This window comes from Stenotrophomonas sp. 3diitr2024 (assembly GCF_042136455.1).
Taxonomy (GTDB): Bacteria; Pseudomonadota; Gammaproteobacteria; order Xanthomonadales; family Xanthomonadaceae; genus Stenotrophomonas; species Stenotrophomonas sepilia.
The window spans coordinates 1-6968 of the sequence record NZ_JBHHMJ010000054.1 but is presented as its reverse complement, the minus strand read 5'-3'; the positions used below and the strand labels follow the sequence as shown (position 1 = coordinate 6968).

The window sequence follows — 6968 nt, the reverse complement described above, 5'->3', positions numbered from 1 at the left end:
GGTGATCATCCGCGGCATGAAGTCTCTCCGGGTTGGGCTTGGAACGGGCCGCGCAGCATCGGGCCTCAACCGCAGTTGAGGTCAAGGGCCGGCTGAACGACGGCGTGGAACAGGAACGTGGCGCCGGCCTGGCTGACTGTGCCGAAACCGCTTGTTTCGCCGGGTTCGGGTGCCGCGCAACGAAATCGTAACAATTTGGGGGATAATGGCCGCTTGCGCAGTTTTCCCCCTTTTTGCCGCCCGGCTCGCGCAGGCCGCACGGACGCCTCCTCAGAGCATTCCATGCCCTCCCATTCCGATTCCCGCCGCCTGTCGGGTCTGTCGTCTTCCTTCGTTTCCTTCCGTCGCCATCCGCTGGCCCTGGCCTGTGCCGGCCTGGCCCTGGTCGGCAGCTTCGGTGCCGCCGCGCAGGACAGCGCGCCGACCCCGACCGGCCTGGACACGATCACCGTGACCGCCGAGCACCGCGAGCAGAACCTGCAGGAAGTGCCGGTCTCGGTGGGCGTGGTGCAGGGCGAGCGCATGCGCGACTTCACCGCCGGCGGCGACGACACCCTGCTGGCACTGTCCGGCCGCGTGCCTAGCCTGTATGCGGAAACCACCACCGGCCGCATCTTCCCGCGCTTCTATATCCGTGGCCTCGGCAATATCGACTTCTACCTGGGTGCCTCGCAGCCGGTGTCGATCATCCAGGACGATGTGGTGCTGGAGCACGTGGTGCTGAAGTCCAACCCGGTCTATGACGTGGACCAGGTGGAAGTGCTGCGTGGCCCGCAGGGCTCGCTGTTCGGCCGCAACACCACCGCCGGCATCATCAAGTTCGACACCCTGAAGCCGACCCAGGACTACACCGGCCGGGTCAGCGCCAGCTACGCGACCTACAACAGCGTGTCGATCGACGGCGGCTTCGGCGGTCCGATCAATGACATCGCCTCGTTCCGCGTGTCGGCGCTGTACCAGCACCGCGATGACTACGTCGACAACACCTACAAGGGCCCGAGTGCCGACGGCACGGTCAGCCCGAAGAAGAACGCGATGGGCGGCTTCGATGACCGCAACGTGCGCGCGCAGCTGCTGCTGACCCCGAGCGACCAGTTCTCGATCCTGGCCTCGGCCCACGCCCGTGACTACGAAGGCACCTCGACCCTGTTTCTGCGCGGTGCGCTGACCAAGGGCTCGAACAAGACCGACGTGCCGCGCGACCAGGTCGCCTACGACGAAGCCGACAACAACCCGCAGGCTTACAAGACCTACGGCGGCTCGGTGAAGGCGCGCTACGACTTCGGCGCGATCGACTTCACCTCGATCACCGCCTACGAGACGACCTCCGGCTACAGCCGTGGCGACACCGACGGCGGCGCTGCGGTGAACTTCCCGGTGAACGGCGTGCCGAACGGCTACGGCCAGTCGATGGGCCGCATCCGCGACCTGGACCAGTGGACCCAGGAATTCCGCCTGGCCAGCCATGACGACAGCGCGCTGCAGTGGCAGGCCGGTGCGTTCTACTTCAACGGCAGCGACACCACCGACTTCTACCAGCGCGCCTGGTTCCTGCAGGGCGCGGCACGCAACCCGAACAACTGGGTGCGCCTGCGCAACAAGAACACCTCGTGGGCCGGTTTCGGCCAGCTGAGCTATGCCTTCACCGACAAGTTCACCGTCACCGCCGGCCTGCGCCAGACCCGCGACGAGAAGCACACCCGCCTGCTGAAGACGGCTGACACTGCCGCTGGCGTGGTCACCTACAAGGGCCGCACCGACGTCAAGATGTCCGACACCACCCCGAGCTGGGATCTGAGCGCGATGTATCAGATCACGCCGGACGTGAGCGTCTATGCCAAGGTCGCCCGCGGCTTCCGCGGCCCGACCATCCAGGGCCGCTCGGCCGTGTTCAATGCCGACTTCACCACCGCCGATTCCGAGACCATCCTGTCCTGGGAAGCGGGCGTGAAGAGCAGCCTGTGGGACAACCGCCTGCGCTTGAACGCCACCGCGTTCACCTACACCGTCAACGACATCCAGCTCAACGGCAACGATTCGGACGGCAACGGCGTGCTGTTCAACGCCGACAAGGCCAAGGCCTATGGTTTCGAAGCGGACATGGAGCTGCGCCCGATCCCGAACCTGACCCTGAGCGCCGGCCTGAGCCTGCTGCACAGCGAGATCAAGGACAAGCGCGTCTACGCGCAGGTCTGCGGCCTCAACGGCCAGGTGGTGTGCACGGTGAATGACCCGACCATCAAGGTCGGTGCCAACACCTTCGCGCAGATCGACGGCAACCCGCTGCCGAACGCGCCGAAGTACAACGTCAACCTGGCCGCCCGTTACGACTTCCCGGTCAGCGACGCGGGCACCATGTTCGTGTCCACCGACTGGAACAAGCAGGGCTACACCAGCTTCGTGCTGTACGACAGCAAGGAGTTCAACTCCAAGGGTGATTTCGAAGGCGGCCTGAAGATCGGCTACTCGGGCAACTATGGTGCCTACGAAGTGGCGCTGTTCGCGCGCAACATCACCAACGAGAAGAACCTCAAGGGTGTGATCGAGAACTATATGGCTGCGGTCTACAACGAACCGCGCACCGTCGGTGTCTCGCTGAACATGAACTGGTAATGCGTTGCCACGGTGGCGGGTCTTCCCGCCATCGTACTGCTGGAATGCAAAGGGCGGCCCAGTGATCCGGGTCGCCCTTTTTCATGGCCTTCGACGGTGACCGGAACGCAATCCCGCGCCGCGCTCGGCGCTTCAGCGTGCAGGCAGCAGCGCCTGCAGCCGCGACTCCAGTTCCTGCTGGCGCCAGCCGGCCAGTGCGGCCGGCCATTGGCGGCGCTCCAGGTAGCTTTCCAGATGCTTGCGCGAGGCCAGCACGCCATCCGGCAGACCCAGCTCGCGGCTGCGCTCGGCAACGGCATCCTGCAGCCTCTTCAGTGCCTGCTTGTTGGTGTCGTTGGCGGGCAATGCCAGCGGTGCCTCGGCCTCATCGGCCAGCGGTGTGTCCAGCGCCTGCCACACCGCGCCGGCGAGCTTGCGCGGTGCCTTCGGGAACTGTTCAAACAGCGTGGCCAGCGCGGCGGCATCGGCCGGTGGCGTGCGTGCCAGCGTGGCGGCCAGTTCGTTGTCCAGGATCCAGCTGCGCGGGCGGTCGCTGCTGCGTGCCTGCACATCACGCCAGCGCAGCAGGCGCAGCAGGCGGCGCTGCGCGGGAGCATCGAGAAACTGCGCTGAGCGCATCGCCAGATGCGGCCAGCGGTCCTCGTCATTGGCGACGCTGGCCAGCAGGCGCTCGCCGTCGTCGTGCAGCCACTGCTGGCGGCCCAGCGCCTGCAACTTGGCATCAATGGCGTCATGCAGCGCGAACAGGTGCTCGACGTCGTCGGCGGCGTATCGCAGTTGCGACTCCGAGAGCGGACGGCGCATCCAGTCCGAGCGGGTTTCGCCCTTGGCCAGCGCCACGCCGGTGATTTCCGCGACCAGCTTCTGGTAGCCCATGCCGCCACCAATGCCGGCCAGCGAGGCGCCGATCTGTGTGTCGAACAGCGGTCGCGGCAACACGCCGCAGGTCCACTTGAAGGCAACCAGGTCTTCGCTGGCGCTGTGCATCACCTTGGTGATCGACTCATCGGCCAGCCACGGCGCCAATGCCTCGGCCATGCCGGGAATCAGCGGATCGATCAGCAGGATGTCCTGCCCGACCGCCATCTGCACCAGAGCCAACTGCGGCCAGAACGTGCGTTCACGGATGAATTCGGTGTCCAGGCCGATGCGGGCCGGACGCTGCTGGAAGTACGCATCCAGCTCGGCGGGGGTGGTGATCCAGGTTGCCACGGGTCAGGGCCTACTACTCGGGTTTGCTCAGGCAGGGGAGAATAGCCTAACGTCGGTCCGCGTCCGTGCCGAAGGAGATCCTGCTTGCGTTTTCCGCTCTCGTCCGTGCTGTGCACCGCTCTGGCCGTGGCCTTGGCCGGTTGCACGCCGTCGCCCTCGGCAACACCGGAGCCGGGGCCGGCTGCTGGCGAAGACGCGCGGCCGCAGGAAGGTTCACTGGCGGAGCCGACACCGGGGGCAGGGCAGGGTAGCGTCACCATTGCCGGTGAGGATGCCACCGAGGACGTGCAGCGGTGGACACCGCCACGGGTCGACCGGCAGGGCCGCAGCGTCGCCCAGCTGCGCCGCGCAGCCGAAAAGGCGTTCAGCGAAGGGCACCTGTACGAGGACGCCGACGCGGCGGTTCCGCTGTGGCTGGCGGTGCAGGAGGAAGATCCGGATGATCGCCTGGCCCGCAGCGGCCTGCAGCGTGCTCGCCAGCGCCTGCAGCAGCAGGCCGATGCTCTGCTGGTTCGGCCACTACGGCAGCGCGAGGCGCTGGCCGAGGCGAGTCGCCAGGCACTGGTGCTGCTGACCCTGGCGCCGAAGGATGAGAAGGTGCGCGCGCTGCAGGGCCGGGTGGAGCTCGCCCAGCGCGTGGTGGCCTATAACCGTGCCGGCGAGGAAGACCTGCGATCGGGGCGGATCGGCGAGGACGGTGACGGTGCGATTGGCAACTTCCGTGAAGCGCTGGCTCTGGACGAACACAACAGCCGGGCGCGGCAGGGCCTGGCGGCGGCCGAAAGTGGCCTGATCCGCCGGGCCGAGGACGCCGCGCGCGTACGCGACTTTGCCAGTGCGGGCACCTGGCTGGCCGAAGCCAGCAAGGTCCGTGACTCGTCACCGACCATTGCCGATGCCTTCGAGCGCATCGAGCAGATCCGCGCCGCCGCGCTGCTGCAGCTGCGTGATGAGGGCCTGCGCGAGCTGGCCACGCCGCAGGGGCTGAAGCCGGCGCGCGAAAAGCTGGCCGAGGCCCTGCGCATCGCCTTGCCGGGGGATGCGGTGGTGGCCCAGCTGCGCGAACGCATCGATCTGGCCACCCATTACGGCAGCTTCCGTCCGGGCCAGGTGTTCAGCGACGCGATGCGTGATGGTGGGCGCGGTCCGCAGATGGTGGTGGTGCCGCATGGCGGCTTCCAGATGGGCGCGGGCGATGCCGAGCCCGGCTCCACCGACGCCGAGCGCCCCTCCCACTACGTGCGCTTTGACCGCGGCTTCGCGATGGCGATCACCGAGGTTACCGTCGGCGATTTCGAGCGCTATGTGAAGTCGACCAATGCACGACCACGTGCGACCCGGCGCGGCCACTCGGTGGTCTATGACGAGCGCAGCGGCAATTTCATCCGCCGCAGCGGCGTCGACTGGCGTTCGGATTACGATGGCGCGCGTGCACTGGGTAACTCGCCGGTGATGCATGTCAGCGTGCGGGATGCCGAGAACTACGCGGCATGGCTGTCCGAGCAGACAGGACGCAGCTACCGGCTGCCGAGCGAGGCCGAATTCGAATATGCGCTGCGCGCCGGGAGCAGTGGCCGCTACCCCTGGGGAGACGCTGGTACGCCGCCGCCGGGCAGCGGCAATTTCACCGGCAGCAAGGACGTCTCGCCTTCGGGTCGGCACTGGCACAACGCATTCATCGGCTATGGCGATGGCTGGTGGGGACCGGCGCCGGTGGCCAGTTTCCAGGCCAATGCTTTCGGCCTGCACGACATGGCCGGGAATCTGAGCGAATGGGTGGCCGACTGCTGGCACGCCAGCTACCGGCGTGCGCCGTCCGATGGTGTCGCCTGGTTCAACCCGGGCTGCCGGTCGCGGGTGATCCGGGGCGGCAACTGGGCCAATGCGCCCGAGCAGACCCGTGCGGCCTGGCGTCAATCGCAGGATTCGGACACCACCAATGCGCGCATCGGCTTCCGCCTGGTGCGCGGCATCTGAGCGGCATCGGGCTTCACCCGCTGCTGGCGTCCGCGCACTAAGATTGCGCCGTGCCCGCCAGCCGGCGGGGTCTGCTGGAAGACCACCGATGCGCAACGATCCCTTTTCCCGCTCGCCCCAAGGTCCGCAGCGACGCGGCCTGTTCGGCAACATCCGCTGGTGGGTGCTGCTGCTGGCGGCGGGCTATGCGGTGTTCTACTGGTTCTCCAATCGCACCGTCGATCCCTACACTGGCGAGAAGGTGATGATCGACAGCAGCCTGGATGCGCGCCAGGAGACCGCGCTCGGTCTGCAGGCTTACCAGCAGATCCTCTCGCAGGAACGGCCGATGGATCCGAATGCGCCGATCGCGCGCGATGTGCGCGACATCGCGCAGCGCCTGATCGCCAAGGTGGACGTGGTGGAGACCGCGCTGGCACAGGAGCACGGCGTGCAGCCCGCGCATTTCGCGCGGGATTTCCAGTGGGAAGTGAACGTGATCCCGTCCGGGCAGGCCAATGCGTTCTGCCTGCCGGGCGGCAAGATGGCGGTCTACACCGGCCTGGTGCCGGTGGCGCGTACGCGTGATGCGATGGCGGTGGTGATGGGCCATGAGATCGCCCACGCGCTGTTGCGCCATGGTGCGCAGCGGATGGCGCAGCAGAAGCTGACCCAGATCGGGCAGATGGCCGGTGCCGCCAGCGGCATGGATGCGCAGCAGCAACAGATGATGATGTCGGCGATGGGCTACGGCTATCTGCTGCCCTATGCGCGCAGCCACGAGACGCAGGCCGATGAAGTGGGGCTGATGCTGGCTGCGGCGGCGTGCTTCGATCCCCGCGAGGCGGTGCCGCTGTGGCAGCGCATGGGCCAGGCCAGTGGCGGCCAGGCGCCGCCGGAGTTCGCTTCCACCCACCCGAATCCGGGCACCCGCATCCAGAACCTGCAGGCACTGATGCCGAAGGCGCTCGAGTACCGGCAGAAGTTCTGCGAGCAGGCAAAGTAGAGGGTGTTCGGCAGGGCTTGCAGCCCTGCACCTGCCGAAGCCAGAGCAACAGCAACAGCAACAGCAACAGCCGAAGCAAAAGCTGGCTATCCGTGGGATGGCGGGGTGGGTCCGGTTGCGGGAGACGCCGTAAACCCGTCCATGGGGGCTTGGCCGCGGCATCCATGCCGCGGACAGGGCC

4 protein-coding genes are annotated in these 6968 nt (G+C 67.2%); 3 read left to right on the top strand and 1 reads right to left on the bottom strand.

What is annotated here, in order from left to right; all coding sequences use genetic code 11:
* Positions 1-282: 282 nt before the first annotated feature.
* The gene (locus ABGA94_RS01160; protein ID WP_375366139.1) at positions 283-2613 is read left to right on the top strand and encodes a TonB-dependent receptor; all 2331 of its coding nucleotides are present in this window, start codon (positions 283-285) and stop codon (positions 2611-2613) included.
* 132 nt (positions 2614-2745) lie between these two features.
* Here ABGA94_RS01160 and rnd read toward each other — a convergent pair whose 3' ends face one another.
* On the bottom strand, positions 2746-3825 hold the full coding sequence (rnd, locus tag ABGA94_RS01155; protein WP_375366137.1) for a ribonuclease D: 1080 nt from the start codon (positions 3823-3825) through the stop codon (positions 2746-2748).
* Between the two features lie 84 nt (positions 3826-3909).
* On the opposite strand from rnd, the gene ABGA94_RS01150 reads away from it, so the two are divergent.
* Together ABGA94_RS01150 and ABGA94_RS01145 are read left to right on the top strand one after the other, a co-directional pair.
* Positions 3910-5802, top strand: a complete 1893-nt coding sequence (locus tag ABGA94_RS01150; RefSeq protein ID WP_005417788.1) for a formylglycine-generating enzyme family protein — start codon at positions 3910-3912, stop codon at positions 5800-5802.
* Positions 5803-5890: 88 nt separating this feature from the next.
* Entirely contained in the window at positions 5891-6787 is an 897-nt protein-coding gene (locus ABGA94_RS01145; protein ID WP_053500725.1) for a M48 family metallopeptidase, read from the top strand.
* The last annotated feature ends 181 nt before the right edge of the window (positions 6788-6968 follow it).